The organism is Erysipelatoclostridium sp. DFI.2.3 (assembly GCF_019132535.1).
GTDB classification, from domain to species: Bacteria; Bacillota_I; Bacilli_A; order Erysipelotrichales; family Erysipelotrichaceae; genus Clostridium_AQ; species Clostridium_AQ innocuum.
Map to the genome: position 1 here is coordinate 84,025 of NZ_JAHOOJ010000010.1, position 15,511 is coordinate 99,535.

The following is a 15,511-nucleotide window of genomic DNA, read 5'->3' on the forward strand; positions in this document are numbered from 1 at the left end:
AAAATTGCGGTATAATGGAGACATAGAGGGATGATAACGGTATGAAGAGTGAAGAGGAAATACAAAATGCCATAGAGCTGTATGCGGATATGGTACAGAAAATCTGTGTTCTGCATATGAAGCAGCGGGCAGATGCCGAGGATGTGTTCCAGACAGTCTTTCTGAAGTATGCGCAGAGTGAACCGTTTCGGGACCGTGAGCATGAGAAGGCATGGCTGTTAAAGGTAACAATGAATGCATGCAGGGAGAGATTTCGCGGTTGGTTCCATAAACATGCAGATTTACAGACTGAGGTGGAGGCCTGTGCCGATCTTAGCGAGGCTTCCTATTTCCTGCTGGATACATTGAATCAGCTTCCTCCGCATTACCGTGATGTCCTGTATCTGTTTTATTATGAAGGCTATAAGGTGCGGGAAATATCTGAAATCAAAGGAAAAAATGAAAATACAATCCATACCTGGCTGAAAAGAGGCAGGGAAGCGCTGCGTGAAAAACTGGGAGGTGAGCTTGATGATTTTCGATGAGTTTGACGGCATTCATGCCAGTGATGAAATCAAACAGAAAACCCTTCACAACGTCATGAAGCAAAGAAGCAGAAAGAAAAGAACCGGTATGACAGCAGCTCTCACGCTGTGTGTCACCTGCCTTCTGGTTGTTCTGTTTCAGCCCTGGAGGCTGATGGAGGCTTCTCCTGCACCGGCTCCTGCCCCTACTTTGGCAGTATACAGCTATGTGACTCTGGATATCAATCCAAGTATGGAATGGAAGCTGGATGAACAGCAGCGGGTGGTGAGGGTCACTGCCTACAATAAGGATGCGGACAACATTCTGACTGAGCTGCAGCTGGAGGGAGTGCAGCTGGATACAGCACTTCGGATGCTGCTGGACAATGAACAGTTTTCCGCTTATATGAAAACAGGCTTTCTGGAGGTCAGCGTGTATTCTGAAAACAGCAGTGTTTCTCTGGATCTGGAACAGCAGATCAATCAGCAGCTGGAGGAAGTGGTGCCGCAAAATCAGTTTCACTGTTCCCATTTGGATGATGATACGCATCAGGAAGCACAGCAGCATCATATGTCTGCCGGGAAGTATCGTGTAATTGATGAAATCCTTCGGCATGATTCTGCAAAGAGTGTCGAGGAGCTGCAAAAGCTAAGCATGAAGGAGCTGTATTCCGTTTTGGAGCGTTATGATCCTTCGGCAGTACCGGAGGGATGCCATGGAAGGCAGATGAGAAAAGGGCACCATCACGGCAGCTAAAGCTATTCCCTGATTTCGATACCATCAGCTTACACAGCCTTTTGGATGGGACTACAGCCTTTTGAAAAAGGAAGAGCAGAGAAAAGGAGTGGCAGCTAACATATGTCTGTTGCTTATAACACTCTTACATAAAACAAACACCCCGGCTCTGCTGGGGTTTTCTCATAAAAAAAGCACGGAGCATTCATGTTATATGATTGTTCTGTGCTTTATGCTTTTTGATTATGACAGAAATTTCCGATGCCTATGCAGGAATCGTTTTATACGATCCCTCACAGATTGCTTTGTCCGGGATTTCTTCCTTATTCCTTGATCTGTTTAAAATACTGAACCGCCTGACAGCCGCGTCCCGTGTGAACACCTACCACACTTACCAGCTTGATGATCTGATGCGTTGCATTTGGAAAAGCCTGTTTCAGCTTGTCCATATACACAAGTGCCTCAGCCTCGTCATCCGCATGGGCAACGGTGATCAGATAGGAATCATCCACATGCTCACGCTTCATAATTTCAATTACACGGTCCATCGCCTTGTGCATCGTACGAACCTTGTCCAGCACATCAATTTTACCGCTTGTTTCTTCATTGATTTTCAGAATCGGCTTGATTTTCAGCAAGCCGCCCAATGTGGCTGCCAGCGGTGTCAGCCGTCCGCCGCGTTTCAGATGCTGCAAATCGCTTGGCAACAGTATGGTATTGGTTGTATGCACGATGTGCTGCAACACTTCCTTGATCTGCTCAATGCTTTTTCCAGCCTCATGCAGCTGCTTCGCCAGCTTGATCATGTATTCCTGCACTACCGCTGTTACATGGCAGTCAACATAATCAAACGCGATGCCCTGCTGCTGTGCAATCATTTCCATGGCATTGATCGTACCGCTTAATCCGCTGCAAATCGGTACCGCAAATATCATGTCATAGCCCTGCTGCTTCAGTCCCTGAAACAGCTCCTCAATTTTTCCAAGAGAAGGCAGGGAGGTGGAAAGCATCTTTCCATCCTTCATCAGAGCATAAATTTCATCAATGCCCAGCTCCTCCAAATCCTGATAATTTTTATTGTCACAGCTGACCTGCAGAGGTACGCTGTAGATTTCAGCCTGCGCAAGCTCCCCTACGGACTTCCCGGTCCCACTGTCTGTCACAAATGCTATTTTCATATGATTCAGCCTCCTCTTGTTTCTATTATACCTTATTTTCTCTTCAAAAAAAACTGTGTCTCCCTCGGTTCGACGGTTTCCGCTTGTATAAGACAAAAGGTGCACCGGGCACCTTTTACATTTCCACCTTGTGGATATACTGAATCCCCAGACAGCCTACACCGGTATGTGCACTGATAACTGCACCGATCAGGCCATAGTATACATCCAGTCCGGGAAACGCCTCTTCCATCATGGCTTTCAGCTTTTCGCCTTCCTTTGGCGCCCCGCTGTGAAGAACAGTGAGCGTGTAGGCTTCATTCAAGCCGCGCTCCTGAAATGTGGAGATTGCCTTGGACTGTGCCTTGCTCATGGTACGAACCTTATCGTACACATCCACCTTGCCTTCACTTTCACGATCCAATCGCAAAATCGGCTTGATTTTCAGCAGTCCGCCAAGTGCAGCTGCCAGCGGTGTCAGCCGGCCTCCACGCTTCAGATGCTGCAAATCATCCGGTATAATCAATGTCCCGCTATCTGCCGCACTCGCACGCAGACGCTCCACGATCGTTTCCAGATCATGTCCCTGCTCGACCAATTGACTGGCACTGATTGCCAGATAGCGCTGGATATTGCAGGTTGTATACGATTCGATGACATGCAGATTCACCTGATGCTCCTTGGCTACCGCCTGCATGACACTGGAGGTGGAGGATAAGCCGCCACTCAGCGGAACTGCAATGACCGCTTCATAGCCCTCTGCCTTAAGCTGTATAAACAGCTCCTCCACAAGTCCCATAGGAGGCATGGAGGTTGTCGGCATTTCGCCGTTTCTCAGATACTCATAAATCTCTTCTACGGTTATATTCTCTCCATCCAGAAACATTTTGTCCTGAATGATGATTTGCAATGGCAGATAATAAATTCCTAATTCGCCGGCCTGCTGCTTTGTCAGACCGCTGCCGCTGTCGGTTACGATTGCGATTTTCATAAGACTCGCCCCTTTTCTGTATTCGTGTTCCCTCGCGAATGCAGGGTTTTCAATACGGTCAGTTACACAGACGTGTAAAAATATCCTGTTTCATTATACCAAGTTTATTTTGAAAGTCAAACGAGAATCACCATGTTCTGCTTTCCAATTATCGGATGCCGGGTTTCAAAAAGTCATTTCGACTGAATACAATCGTACTGTAAGGCTCGATATTGACCTTTTTAATCAGGATATCCTCGGATGCTCCGTTATAATATAGCAGCGGATATGCCGCCTCAAATTCATAGGAAAAATATTCTCCTGTCGGATTGAAGATAATCACCATATCATCATGCTCGTCCCTGATTTTATACAGCAGTACCTTTTGGGCGATATCCGAAAAGGACACGTGCTGTTCCACATCCTCTTTCATGGAATAACGCAGAATCGGATGCTCCTTGCGGATACGGATCAGATCCTTTGTGATTTTCACCATATCCTGATACTGGTTTCTGCGCAGATAATCCAGTTTATTGATTTCATCGCTTTCCTCATATGTGTTGGGAAGCCCGTGTTTGCTGCGGGCAAATTCCTGTCCGGAGTGGATGAAAGGGATACCCTGCGCAAGCAGAACCGCCGCCATCAGCATTTTGGCACGGGCAATGCGCACCTCCTTGCTGTCTTCCTTGCAGCATTCCTTCAGCTTGTCCCAGGACGTCATATTGTCATGGCATTCCACATAATTGACAGCGTTTCTCGGATGGGTGAACATCGGCTCCATTCCAATATTCGTACAGCTGCCGCTCAGACAGTTCTTCATGATATCAAGCAGGTAGACTGCCCCGGTGCAATAGCCCTTGACACTGACCTCGTTGGTATTCGTACGTCCCTTGACAACATCCCGGAAGCGATCGGAGAAATGAGCGACATACGGCATCTGTGCATTGTTGGAAATACTGGCACGTTTTCCGGAATCCAGAAAGCTCGGCATATCCCAGCCCTCGCCATAAACCATGAAATCAGGATTGAGTGCTTTGCAGGCTTCATATACCGCATTGATGGTTGCCACATCCAGAATTCCCATCAAATCGAAGCGGAAGCCGTCAATATGATAGGTTCTTACCAGATAGGTACAGGCATCCACAATATATTTATGACACATGTTTCTGCGGGAATCCACATCATTTCCGCAATAGGTACCATTTGAGAAGTCACCGTTTTCATTCATTTGAAAATAGTAATTCGGTACAGTGTTTTCAAAGGCATGTGTTTCCTTATCGTATACATGGTTGAATACGACATCCAGATTGACACGGATTCCCTGCTTGTGGCATTCCTCTATAAGCTTTGTCAGCTCGAACATACGGCCGTATGGATTCGCCGGTTCTGTACTGAAGCTGCCTTCCAGAACACGATACTGCACCGGATCATAGCCCCAGTTATAATGCATCAGCGGATAGTTTTCATCCACAGAGCCAAAATCCGTGACCGGCATCAGCTGAATGTGCGTGATTCCCAATGTCTTCAGATAAGAAAATCCGCTGCATTGCTGCTTCGTTATTTCATTTTCCTCTACAAACCCGCGAAATTTTCCAGGCATCGTGACACCGATTCCCTTCTGCATCGTGAAATCGCGCACGCTCGTTTCGTAGATAATGGCATCGCAGGCACTGGTCATTTTCGGCAGGGGTACGTCACACACGCGGATTTTATCCAAATCGACAACCGCACTTCTGCGTGAATTTTCAATCGAAGCTGTCCCATACGGGTCAATGCTTTCCCGCCAGACACCGTTTACCCGGACAAGGTAGACATAGGTCGCATTCTCCAGATTTTCCAATATAGTATAGCGGTATACCCCCTTGTCTGTCCGTTTCATTTCATACGTATACAGACGGTTGTTCTTGCAGACCTCCAGCTTGACTCTGCTGGCTGTCGGTGCCCATAACGCAAATGCAGTCTGGTCTCTGTCATAGGTATAGCCGAGATCATTACCGTCATAAAAAAACTGTTCATCAAAACGCTCTGTCTTGACGATACCGCTGTATTCCAGCACCACACCCCGTGCATGCTGATGCATCACCTGATATTCCACACCGATTTCGATGGGATCGTATAATGCCAGTGTATATTTATTGTAATTATTTTGTGTTGTTTCTATGGACTGAATGTGAAGGTCAAAGAGATGCCCCTGATCATCCTTCAGATAGAATTTATTGCTGACTCCCTCATAGCTGTTTCTTGACATAAATACAATGACCTTGTCATAGTCATCCAGATATGCCTCGTAATACTTTTCCTGTCGCATACTTATCACCATGTATTATTATACCAGAGTTTTCCAGGTTTATCACCAGAAAGGTAAAACAGGTGCTGTTCTTCTGCTAATCTGTTCAGATTACAGGGAAATGAGGGGTGTTTATGGAATCATACGGATTACAATTTCAGCTTTCAGGAACATAAGACAATCGACAGCAGTAGAAAGGTAAGGAATTTTATACCTTTTTGTAATACAAAGTCATAGAAATAGTAAGCATTGTATTCTTATTGAAAAGGAAAATAAGCTGCTTGATCTGCTCCTTATCTTGGCTTGAAAAAAGCATCTGCACGAAGGATGGTTTTTCAGCATACCACCGTTTGTACAGATACTATATAAGTATCATCAAGCTGATGCATCATGGTTTAAATTCTAATATGCGCAAGATGGCAGAGAACCTTTCCCTTGTTCCGTTTATGCTATTTGGATTCTGTTTCCTTTGCACCTTTGGCAGCAGAAAAGCAGCAATTGGGTTTATTTTCTATTGGCCTTAAGTTCCTTCCATGCCTTTTCCATCGTATCAGGCTCCATAATGAGACGTCTGCCGATATCAGCTAATGCAAGTGCTCCGTCGAACAGTGCCCGGCTGCCTTGTTGTGATATCGTGGCAGCTGCCATTTCACGGGAATGCCCGTTTACACAGCTGTCCGCGATTTTGATATACCCCTGCAGGGTTGGACAGCAATAGCTGACACTTCCCACATCACTGCTTCCCTGCGCAACCTCGTCCACACCTTCCCATGTATAACCGAAATCCTCATACTCATCCTTCAGCATATCCGCAAGAGTATAGTTGATAACACAGTCATCATACGGACACTCATAGGTGGTAATACGACTTGTACATCCGCTCATCGTACAGGCGCCTTCTACACAGGCTTTTGCTTTTTCACAAAGCTCCTTTACATATTCCATCGTTTCCCCGCGGAAATAGTATTCCAGACTCGCATACGCAGGAATAACGTTCGCAGCTTCTCCTCCATGCGCGATTACTCCATGGATAAATGTATTCGGTTCTGCGAACTGACGCAGCAGATTGATTGACATATAGCTCATAACTGCCGCATCCAGAGCGCTCTTTCCGTTCTGCGGTGTACAGGCATGTGCATTCTGCCCAAAAAACTCAAAGCGCAGTGGATAAATGGCAAGTGTTCTTCCCCCAAGGGAGTTCTTTGTATCCGGGTGCAGCATCAGCGCCGCATCCACATCATCAAACACATGTGCAGCAGCCATGGAAACCTTCCCTCCGAAATTTTCCTCTGCCGGTGTGCCAATAATGCGCACCTCTCCGCCGATGTTCGACAGTATGCTTTTTAACGCACAACCCGCTGCCAGTGACATTCCGGCAATCAGATTGTGACCACAGCCATGTCCAACCTCCGGTAAGGCGTCATATTCACACATATAGGCTATGACAGGCCCCGGTTTTCCACTGTTCCATACACCAAGAAAGCCGGTCGGTACCACGTATTCCTCCGTTACTTCAAATCCCTCTTTGCGCAGCATCTTGCACAGGACACGCATGGAACGAAACTCCTGATTTCCGATTTCCGGGTGTTCATACAGATCATTAACCAGATATTTGTATTCCTCCATATGTTCCTGTATATAATGCTTCAGCTGTTCCTTCATATCATCCCTCTTTCCTTTTTCACCATTGTATAGGCGAAACAGATATTTTTCAAGTCAAGATGTCATGAAAGCAGAAAAAAGAACTGAATGTCCAGTTCTTTCCTGTTTTCGTTTATTTCATATTTACCGGTTCAATATTCCAGATTTCATCCGCATACTGCTTGATCGTACGATCACTTGAGAAGTAACCGGACTGTGCGATATTGATCAGGCAGGTTTTTGCCCATTCCTCTTTATTGCGGTAACGCTCTTCAATATTTTTCTGTGCGTGAGAATACGCTTCGAAATCCGCCAGCAGCAGATACTCATCATTCTTGAACATCAGCTCGTTATAAATCTGCTTGAAGTCCTTCGGATCATTGGAGAAGGTGGAATCCACAAAGCTGTTTACCACCTTCTGGATGTTGGCGTTCTCATTGTATTTCCGCCATACATCATAGGTGTTTTCATGCTTGACAAGGGCTACATCATCTGCACGTAAGCCGAAGATTTCCGCATGATCATAGCCTACTTTCTCCACGATTTCCACATTGGCACCATCCATGGTCCCCAGTGTAATCGCACCGTTCATCATAAATTTCATGTTTCCGGTACCGCTTGCCTCTTTACCGGCAGTGGAAATCTGTTCGGAAACATCTGCGGCATTCATCAGAATCTCCGCAATGCTCACACCGTAGTTCGGAATGAAGACAACCTTCATATACGGAGAGACATCCGAATCATTGTTTACCTTGTCGGCCACATAATGAATCAGCTTAATAACCTCTTTGGCAAATGTATAGCTAGGCGCTGCCTTTGCCGCAAAGATAAAGGTTCTCGGATAGATACGGAAGGATGGATCCTGTTTCATACGGAAGTACAAATCGATAATGTTCATGACATTCAGCAGCTGACGCTTATAGGCATGCAGACGCTTTGCCTGTACATCGAAAATGGAATTGACATCGATATCAATATGCAGTGTATCCTTAATATAAGCCGCAAGGATTTTCTTGCGCTCCATCTTCACATCCATAAATTCCTTCTGCAGATCCTTGTCATCTACATACTTCATAAGATCCTGCAGACGCTCCGGGTTTGCTTTAAAATCAGGACCAATCGTCTTTTCCAGCAGGTTGCTCAGCTGCGGGTTGGAGTACAGCAGCCATCTTCTGTGTGTGATACCGTTTGTTTTGTTGTTGAATTTATTCGGATAGATGTCATGGAAGTTCTTCATAACATCCTCTTTCAGAATTTTCGTATGCAGTGCAGCTACACCGTTGACACTGTGAGAGCCGATGATTGCCAGGTTTGCCATGTGAACCTGTCCGTCCTTCAACACGCAGCACTCATTCATCAGATCAGATCTGCCCATATCATGACTTACCTCATATTTGAAGCGACGATCGATTTCCTCGATAATCATGAATACGCGCGGCAGCAAATCCTGTACATACTGAATCGGCCATTTTTCCAGAGCCTCGCTCAAGACAGTATGATTTGTATATGCCATAGTATTCTTTGTAATATCCCAAGCCTGATCCCAGTCATATTTATAATCATCCATAAGAATACGCATCAGCTCCGGTATACAGAGTACCGGATGGGTATCGTTCAGCTGAATCGCAACCTTTTCCGAGAAGTTATCCAGTGTATGATAGGTAGACATGTGCGATTCGATAATATTATTCAATCCTGCGGCTACGAAGAAATACTGCTGCTTCAGACGCAGAATCTTGCCATGCTCGGTGGAATCATCCGGATAAACATTGCGGCAGATTTCACGCACCTCGTTTACATATTCGTTCAGACTGCTCGCATCACAGGCATCATCCGCAACCTCTGCACTCCACAGACGAAGTGTATTTGTCAGGTTGGTGTTCTGTCCGACAATCGGCATGTCATAAGGTACGGCGCGTACAATCAGGGAAGGCACATGGTTAACGATTGCCTTGCCGTCTTCTCCCATCCACATGTCCACATGTCCGCCAAAGTTGACATTGACTGCATGCTTCGGTTTCCGCACTTCCCAGACATTGCCTAAAGACAGCCACTGGTCAGGTACCTCAACCTGCTCGTTGTTTACGATTTTCTGTTTGAAGAGACCGTATTCATAGCGGATACAGTTTCCATGTCCCGCCAGATTCAGACTGGCAAGTGAATCGAGGAAGCAGGCAGCCAGACGACCCAGGCCACCATTTCCAAGACCTGCATCGCTTTCCAGATCCTCCAGTTCATTGATATCCTGTCCAAGCTCGGCAAGACCTTCCTTGGCGATTTCATAGATTCCCAGATTCATCAGGTTATTTGTCAGCAGTCTTCCCATAAGAAATTCCATGGAAAAATAATACATCTGCTTTTCCTGTTTTTCGGATACGACATTCTTACTGGCGTTCCAGTGAATGCTTGCATAGTCACGAACCATTTCCCCCAGAATCATATATTTTTCAGTGATGTGGGCCTGTTCAAAAGAACGGCCGTAGCGCTCTATAATTCTTCTTTGAAACTCTTCCTTGAACTCATTTTTGTTTTTAAATTCGTTAGCCATAACTTTAACTACTCCTTCCAGCTCGCCTTTTATTTTACATTATTTTACACGTAATTACAAATACAAAAACTGTACGTAAAGTGCGCAAAGCCTCCCTTCTCCTGCTATTTTATGGTCTTTCTTCTCTTTTGTGACAAACAGAAAGAAAGGATACCGCTTCCACGATTTATGAAAATTTTAAAAGAAAAGAATATCCGAGCATTTCTCTGATATTCTTTCCATTTATTCTATATTTAAACGTCGTCTTTCGATTGTTTTATAATTTGTAGAAATGTATACAATGCCTTATTCTCTTACGAACTTATTCAACTTTTTTGATATATATCTTGAAATCACCATATTCAGGATAAAAATTTATGATATCCAAATACTCGTTTCCCTGAATTTTGAGAATTGCACTCTTTTTATTTTTAACCTGTACGTTATCCACAGCCTCCCATTTATTTTCAGTATTCATCTCCACCTGGAAAAATATCTCTGCATTTTTATGCTTACCTTCGACACTTACTTTGTATGTGCCTGCTTCAATTTCTTCTCCACACCGAAATGCTCCTGTGGTATTGTTCAATACGGCGATATCATCATGAAATTTCAATGGTTCGAATTTAGAGCGCGTCATTATCACAGAGCTACCCTGTGATAAAGATATCTTGTTATGATTGTAATATCTAATATTCAAGATTGTTTGATTAACTCCAAGATTAAATGCGTTCGTCTTAACCGGCTCCTTTGTAGAAACGTCATAGTATCCAGGTTCAAAGCCATCCGCACCGACAACATATTCTTTGTCTCCCGCAATTACAACTCTGTCTGTCGGGCTAGATAATGCACTCCCTTGCAAGGATACATATTCTTCCTTGCTGCTATACTGTGTAGCAATAATTCCAATTGTGCATACTGCTGCTATGCCAAGCACGACAGCTGCTAGCTTGTGTTTCTTTTCCATGGTACGCCCTCCTATTTAAGCTGTTATAAATTTTAGACTATTCAGCTAATTTCCTAAAAGTTACTAAGAAATAAATTCTATTCCAGATTTTGTATAAGTCAATCACCTTCTTTACTGTTTTTAAAGTATGCTATCCAAGTATGATCTTAATTTATTGTTTTTCCCTTACTTCGGATTAAATATGCCTTTATTCATTTTTTTTAAATCAATCCCCTATTGATCTATACTGACAAATACAGAGGAGGACATAAGAACTGTCCCCAAGACGATAGCGCTCAATGCCGCTGTAATCACTTTTTTTCTTTTTCATTTTCTTTCCCTTTTTAAACCACCTGTTCATACTTGTAGAATATCATATAGACTCATTGCACCGCTGATTTCTTAAGATTTCTTTATATTTGCTCGATTAGCGAATAACAGTATAAACCGCACAAAAAAAGCAGTGCAAGCATATCTGCCTATACTACTTTGTTCGTTCCTTATAATCAATTTTGTTTCTCTGTACATAAATTGGTCTTCGCTTTGTCTCCATATACGTTCTGGCAAGATACTCACCCATGATTCCAAGACAAAACAGTTGAATACCACCAATCAGCAAAATCAGACAAATAGTTGTCGCATAGCCTGGAATTGTGATTCCCATAATCAATTTCTGTATCAATACCACTATTAAATATAGAAATGCCAGTCCTGAAAATGTGATACCGAATACCGTCGCTATACGCAGCGGCATCGTCGTAAATGATACAAAGCCTTCGATTGCATATTTAAACAGCTTCCAGAAGGACCAGCTGGACTGTCCGTTTACACGATCCTGAACATCATAAGCCATATAATATGTATGAAATCCGACCCAGGAAAAAATTCCCTTTGAAAACCGATTATTTTCAGGCAATGACAAAATGGCATCAACCATAGGACGGCTCAGTAAACGAAAATCACTAGCTCCATCAACAAATTCTACTTGTGAAACACGATTTATCATATGATAAAATGCTGATTTGAAGCCTCGTAAAATTTTTCCTTCCCTACGCTTCTCCTGGAAGGCTGCAACACTGTCCAGATTGTCATCCTCATCAAGAATCTGCATCATGCGAAGAACATAGGCCGGATCCTGTTGAAGATCAGCATCTATAATAACGGTATAATCACCAACTGACTCTTTCATCCCTGCATACATTGCACTTTCCTTTCCAAAGTTGCGTGAAAAGTTTATGATGTTAATATGAGCGTCCGGATATGTCTTTACAAGCTCTTTTAGCTTAACATAAGTTTGATCCCTACTACCATCATTGATGAATATATACTCATAATCAAAGGTTTCATTCCGAAAAGTAGCTTCGACCTTTTCATAAAATAACTCTACGTTATCAGCCTCGTTATAACAAGGCACTACCAGCGACAATTTCATAATACATCCCTCGTTTCACTATTCCTGCGTTTTTGGTTTGAAAATCATAAATTTACAAAATACGTAATTGCCTATAACCGTAACAATGCTGACAAAAATCTTCGCAATATTTTCATTCATAGCTGCTAATTGGATACAGACAAACAGCAGAAGACTTTCCACAACGAGTGTTACAGCACGCAGAGACACAAATTGTAAAAATTCAGCTTTCTGATCATTTCCTTCACTCTTGAACACATATTTTCTATTCGCTATATAGGCGAACAGCACTGCAAATATCCATGCTATAACATTTGCTATTAAATAATGCAGTTGTATATGTGTACAGAAGAAATACACAACAAAATTCACAAGTGTTGTCAAACCACCAACAACGACATAGTTTAGCAGTTCTATTATATTTTTCTTCTTCTCATCCATAAAATACCTCTTTCATACCTGCTTAGCTTATATACGCTATATATAAGAATACGCCATTTTCCTTCTGTTTTCCAGTCTTTTATCAGCAATCAGTAATAAAGAAATCATATCTGATTATAAAACCAAACATTTATAGCAAAGGAAAGCCAGCTTCCTTCTATATTTTAACATTCATAATTTTTGTTTGCTATCAGCTTTATCTTAAGGTTTCTTAAAATCTGCAAATCATTGCATTAGTTTCATTGTTCCCATGATTCTGCGATTCATTCTGCAATAACCAATGGCAGCTCTAATACAACGGTAAATGTATTCTCTTTTACATCAATATTCATTGTTCCATTATGCATCATTATTATTTTTTCTACACTTTTCAATCCAATTCTGTTACTTTCTACTTTTTCATCATCTATGCGAATCTGATTACTCATGTATAACTGGTATTGATTTCCTTCGCAAATTCCACGCACAATGGCTGTAGCACTGTGATCTGCATATTTATGCATATTGGAGAATAAATTATCCATTGCTCTTTGCAGCATTTCAATATTACATGCAATCTGATAGTGTTCATCCTCCAGTGTATAGGTGATTTTCATATCATCCTGCTGCATAAACTCAATATTTTCTCTAATATAATTCAATAAATTGGAAAGCGGCTGTACTTCCAGATTCAGAGATTCTTCTTTTTCAAACACCAGAAAATATTCAAACATTTTATTGGAAAGACTTCGAATCTGTTCCACCTTTAACAGGGAGCGATCAAGATATTCTCTTTTCATTTCCACACTGCCTTCCCGATAACGAATCAATTCCAGATAACCAAGTAAAGAGGTTAAAGGTGTACGCAAATCATGCGATAGTGTTGTAATCAATTCCTGATTTGCTTTTCTCGCTTTTTTTTCATTTTGCATGTTGTCATAAAAGCTCTTCTGCATACTGCGTAATTCGTCACTCAGCTGACCTATTTCATCACTTCCATAATACTGGAAGGAATGGCTCCAATCTCCGCCTGCTAAAATAGAAGTATCCTTTTGTATTATTTGAATAGCTTTGATTTTATTTCTTATAAACAATTGAAGAAATATAAGGAGATAAGAAAACGAAAGAATGACAGATACTATCAAATATGGTAAAGTATAGTTCAAATAGGGATAATAGTTTATCCTTAATTGAACAAAGCCCTGATCATTCTCCATTATATAATTATAGTTGATATGAGCAGTTGATGCATACGTATGGTTTAAAATGTATAAATCATTATTCTCATACATTTCATTCATATATGAATATTCATATATTTTATCTTTTTTATTAGGAATAACTTCAATGAACGAATACGTTGTATCAGGGAGATTATTTTTTAATATTTTTTCAATTTCTTTGTTATTTCCCTTACTTATATCTATATTACGTAATTTCTCCTGGATGACAGCTGCTTGCTCATCCAGTGCATGTTCATATAATTGTAGTTCTCTCATAAATGCAATAGGAACATCACGACCTATGTATAAGAATACAAGCATAAAGGAAACAAATAGAATTGTTCCTATACTAACTAGGAGAAGTTCTGTTGATAATTTATGCAACCGATGTAGCTTAGGTTTGTTCCATAAGTGATATAAAACCGTTTTTAGTTTACTATTTTTTTGCTCATACCTGTATAGTATTATCATAATGAAAGAGATTATAATTGCATTAACTAGACAAAATAATCGATAAGCATTTAAATAGCTCGTTATCTTTGGATGAATTTGTACACTCAAAATTCCTCTAGCAAACGTTATATCTATTGTTTCCCTGTAATGCTGTGTTTCCTCGATATAATCATATCCTGTCTCATATACCTGAACTTTCTTTTTTTCGCCATAAATAGTTGACCATATATGATAATCATAGTCCGGAAACAATTCGTTTAGCTTATTTGTGACATCATTTATATTTTCAGGATAAATATATTTCTCTTCTATAACAGGCTTTAGCTTCTTTTCCATACTTTCCTTGGTTTCGAATTCTACATAACCTTTTTTATATAGAGAGTCCAATACATCATAACGAAAAGCATACACAGTGAAAAAGGTGATAAACGCAACGGTTAAAAGAACATATGTTTTTAAAAACCAGCCATTTTTTTTCTTATTCAAAGCGATACCCCTTTCCCCATATCGTCTTAATATATTTCGGATTTCTGGCGTCCTCTTCTATCTTCTTTCTGACATTTCGGATATGCACCATGAGGGTATTATTTGCAGATGTGAAATAAGGCTCATTCCATACAGATACAAATAATTCCTCAGCAGAAAACGTCTGGTTCCTATGTGTTGCCATGAAATGTAAAAGCTGATATTCCAGATCTGTCATTGCTATCTTCTCTCCTTTTACATATACTGCCTCATCGCGTTCTTCAATGCGAATATCCCTGATTTGAAGGATACGATAACGCTTTTCTATTTCCGCCTGCTTTCCCTGATAGACCATAAAGCGGCACAGCATCGCTTTTACACGCACCAGTAATTCCGAGTAGGAAAACGGTTTGGCAAGATAATCATCCGCCCCTTTAAAGAAGCCCTGCGCTTTATCTTTCTGTGTACCTTTCGCTGTAAGAAACAAAATTGGTGCATTACTATGTTTACGAATCTGTTCACACAGCTCATATCCATCCATGTAGGGCATCATAATATCCAAAATGTATAAATCAATATGATCGTTCATATACTCCAACGCTTCTCTTCCGTTTCTCGCTTCTGAAACATCATACCCTTCCTGCGTAAGCAGAACACGGATAATTTCACGAATTTCCTTATCATCATCTACAACAAGAATACGGGACTGCTCCATATGTATCACCTCTTACCTATAAGTATACAGAACTTTTCGAATAGGACGAGGATTTTT

Annotated in this window: 12 protein-coding genes; 2 read left to right on the forward strand and 10 right to left on the reverse strand. The window is 41.8% G+C overall.

Features of this window, described 5'->3' with window-relative positions:
- The first annotated feature begins 41 nt into the window (after positions 1 to 41).
- Together KSZ58_RS11805 and KSZ58_RS11810 are read left to right on the forward strand one after the other, a co-directional pair.
- Positions 42 to 524, forward strand: a complete 483-nt coding sequence (locus tag KSZ58_RS11805) for an RNA polymerase sigma factor (protein ID WP_002606019.1) — start codon at positions 42 to 44, stop codon at positions 522 to 524.
- Positions 511 to 1,260, forward strand: coding sequence for a hypothetical protein (locus tag KSZ58_RS11810; protein WP_008816569.1), 750 nt, complete (start codon positions 511 to 513; stop codon positions 1,258 to 1,260). The genes KSZ58_RS11805 and KSZ58_RS11810 overlap by 14 nt, the downstream gene beginning before the upstream one ends.
- 302 nt (positions 1,261 to 1,562) lie before the next feature.
- Here the strand turns inward: KSZ58_RS11810 and KSZ58_RS11815 are convergent, their stop codons facing one another.
- From KSZ58_RS11815 to KSZ58_RS11860, 10 genes are all read right to left on the reverse strand, one after another.
- Positions 1,563 to 2,417 carry a DegV family protein gene (locus KSZ58_RS11815; RefSeq protein WP_008816568.1) on the reverse strand — a complete coding sequence of 285 codons (855 nt, stop codon included), beginning with the start codon at positions 2,415 to 2,417 and terminating at the stop codon, positions 1,563 to 1,565.
- 115 nt (positions 2,418 to 2,532) lie between these two features.
- Complete coding sequence (locus tag KSZ58_RS11820) at positions 2,533 to 3,387, reverse strand: DegV family protein (protein WP_009270636.1); 855 nt, start codon at positions 3,385 to 3,387, stop codon at positions 2,533 to 2,535.
- Between the two features lie 148 nt (positions 3,388 to 3,535).
- The gene (gene pulA, locus KSZ58_RS11825) at positions 3,536 to 5,674 is read right to left on the reverse strand and encodes a type I pullulanase (RefSeq protein ID WP_009270637.1); all 2,139 of its coding nucleotides are present in this window, start codon (positions 5,672 to 5,674) and stop codon (positions 3,536 to 3,538) included.
- 483 nt (positions 5,675 to 6,157) lie between these two features.
- Positions 6,158 to 7,315 (reverse strand): M20 family metallopeptidase, encoded by a 1,158-nt coding sequence (locus KSZ58_RS11830; protein WP_009270638.1) that lies wholly within the window; start codon positions 7,313 to 7,315, stop codon positions 6,158 to 6,160.
- A gap of 112 nt (positions 7,316 to 7,427) precedes the next feature.
- Positions 7,428 to 9,842 (reverse strand): glycogen/starch/alpha-glucan phosphorylase, encoded by a 2,415-nt coding sequence (locus KSZ58_RS11835; protein WP_008816564.1) that lies wholly within the window; start codon positions 9,840 to 9,842, stop codon positions 7,428 to 7,430.
- Between the two features lie 301 nt (positions 9,843 to 10,143).
- Positions 10,144 to 10,788 (reverse strand): hypothetical protein, encoded by a 645-nt coding sequence (locus KSZ58_RS11840; protein WP_008816563.1) that lies wholly within the window; start codon positions 10,786 to 10,788, stop codon positions 10,144 to 10,146.
- Between the two features lie 463 nt (positions 10,789 to 11,251).
- Entirely contained in the window at positions 11,252 to 12,199 is a 948-nt protein-coding gene (locus tag KSZ58_RS11845) for a glycosyltransferase family 2 protein (protein WP_008816562.1), read from the reverse strand.
- Positions 12,200 to 12,217: 18 nt separating this feature from the next.
- Positions 12,218 to 12,619, reverse strand: a complete 402-nt coding sequence (locus KSZ58_RS11850; RefSeq protein ID WP_009270639.1) for a GtrA family protein — start codon at positions 12,617 to 12,619, stop codon at positions 12,218 to 12,220.
- Between the two features lie 263 nt (positions 12,620 to 12,882).
- On the reverse strand, positions 12,883 to 14,760 hold the full coding sequence (locus KSZ58_RS11855; protein ID WP_009270640.1) for a HAMP domain-containing sensor histidine kinase: 1,878 nt from the start codon (positions 14,758 to 14,760) through the stop codon (positions 12,883 to 12,885).
- Positions 14,753 to 15,454: a response regulator transcription factor gene (locus KSZ58_RS11860; protein WP_008816559.1), complete on the reverse strand. Its 702-nt coding sequence runs from the start codon at positions 15,452 to 15,454 to the stop codon at positions 14,753 to 14,755. Before KSZ58_RS11860 ends, KSZ58_RS11855 begins: the two co-directional genes overlap by 8 nt.
- Between the last annotated feature and the right edge of the window lie 57 nt (positions 15,455 to 15,511).